Here is a 1,948-nt window from a genome sequence, read left to right on the forward strand (position 1 = left end):
GATAATGATCGTCATGTTMGTCGAGCACATAGATCGTGCCTGGCTCGATACGATGCACTCCACCGGACATGTCTTCGACCTCGCCGGCGCCGGCGATGCAGTAGCAGGCCTCGAAGTGCCGTCGATAGTGGAGGCGCGATTCGCTGCCTGCACGCACAACGGTATGGCAGACGGTGAACCCCATGCCGTCCTTTTGTGTCAGCAGTCGGTGGCTGGTGCCATTGCCCCAATCCACGAAGAAGTCAGATTTTTCTACATCAGCCAGTTGTCTGGTGAACATGATCGTTTTCCCTGCATATCGTCAAAAGCTCGGAACCTTCGGTGCATCTGAGCTTGCTCCGGAGTCCGATTGCAGAAATGCCGCAAGACATGCGCGCCTTCAAATGATTGCTTCTCACCCGATATGTTAGTAAATTTTACATATGGACTACATCCCGCTGAACGCCGTCCGTGCTTTCGAGGCCGCTGCGCGCCATCTCAGTTTCTCGGCTGCCGCAGAGGAGCTGCACGTCACTCACCCGGCCATCAGTCACCAGATAAGGCGGCTGGAGGAGTGGTTGGGCGTGCCGCTCTTCCATCGCGATGCGCGCAAGGTACGGCTGACGGATGCCGGAGTTATCCTCCAGACCTCGGCGAGCGGGGCACTTGCCGAACTCGGCGCCACATGCCGGCGTATCAGGCGCAATGCGGCCGTCGCGACCGTATCGGTAGGCTGCATACCTTCCATTGCCAGCCGTTGGCTCGTGCCCCGCCTGCCGGACTTCACCGCCAGCCATCCCGATATCGGCATGCGGGTGGCCTATGCCCGGGCAGAGGAAAGGCTCGGCGATGGTGAGAACGACGTGCTGATCACGCTTGGGGCTGATTCCACTCCTGGCGTCACCAGCCTCAAGCTGTTTTCACGCCTGAACCGACCGGTGTGCAGCCCCTACTATTTCGCCGGCAAGGACCATCTGCGAACGGCCGCGGGAATAGCGGGCGCGGACCTGCTGCATGACGAGACCCGTCACGGCTGGCGCGAGTGGTTCTCCGAGGCCGGACTGCCCAATGTCGACGTCGGCAACGGACCCGTTTTCGCCGACTTCAACATTCTGGCAACCGCGGTCATCGCCGGCCACGGCGTGGCGCTTTGTCCCGTCGACGTTTTTCGGGACGAACTGAAGCGGGGCGATCTGATTGTTCTGTCACAGATCGCAACCAACCGCGACAAGGGCTACTTCCTGACGATGTCGGTGGATGCCTCGCCCGCCGCGTTTACCTTCGCCGATTGGTTTCGCCGGGAGGTCTCGGTCGATGCCGACGCGCATCGGCTTTAGGTCCTGCAGTTCGTTCGCCTAAACCCGCGCCCCCTTTGGGCGACATGCAAAGCCTGTCGATATCACTTGACGACGAAGCCATGCGCGAACGGATCGCGGTCGTCGATGAAGATGGTGTTCAACCCAGTCATCCGTGCCCAACCGCCGATCGAGGGAATAATGGCCGGCTTGCCCGCCACGGTGACATCCTTTTCGACCCTGCCCTTGAAAAGCGAACCGATGATCGATTCATGGACGAAGCTGTCGCCGGCCTTGAGTTTGCCCTTGGCATGAAGCTGCGCCATGCGCGCCGAAGTGCCGGTGCCGCACGGTGAGCGGTCGATCGCCTTGTCGCCATAGAAGACGGCATTGCGGGCGTCCGCGCCCTCCACGGTCGGCTTGCCGGTCCACAGCATGTGCGACAGCCGGTTGATGCCCGGGTTTTCCGGATGCACGAAGGAATATTTTTCGTTGAGCCGCTGCCGCACCACCGGGCTCCAGGCGATGAAGTCGCCCGCCGAATAGTCTGCCATGTCGCGATAGTTCTTCTGTGGCTCGACGATGGCGTAGAAATTGCCGCCATAGGCGACATCGACGGTGATTTCGCCGAGCTGCGGACACTCGACTGTCAGGCCCTCGGCATGGAGGAAGGA

General features: G+C 60.8%; 3 protein-coding genes. 1 reads left to right on the forward strand and 2 read right to left on the reverse strand.

Annotated features, from left to right (window positions below):
- Positions 1–280: ectoine synthase (locus tag ACXJ7R_RS31290; protein WP_457155183.1), on the reverse strand; the 280-nt coding region annotated here is incomplete at its 3' end.
- Positions 281–422: 142 nt separating this feature from the next.
- Between ACXJ7R_RS31290 and ACXJ7R_RS31295 the strand changes: the two genes are divergently transcribed.
- On the forward strand, positions 423–1,316 hold the full coding sequence (locus tag ACXJ7R_RS31295; protein WP_457155184.1) for a LysR family transcriptional regulator: 894 nt from the start codon (positions 423–425) through the stop codon (positions 1,314–1,316).
- A 62-nt stretch (positions 1,317–1,378) separates the two neighbouring features.
- Here ACXJ7R_RS31295 and ACXJ7R_RS31300 read toward each other — a convergent pair.
- On the reverse strand, positions 1,379–1,948 hold a 570-nt coding region (locus ACXJ7R_RS31300), incomplete at its 5' end, for a proline racemase family protein (RefSeq protein ID WP_457155185.1).

This window comes from Mesorhizobium sp. P5_C1 (assembly GCF_054049815.1).

Bases quoted from the DNA above. Each gene is read 5' to 3' on its own strand.
- ACXJ7R_RS31295 (WP_457155184.1), top strand. From the start codon at position 423: ATGGACTACATCCCGCTGAACGCCGTCCGTGCTTTCGAGGCCGCTGCG.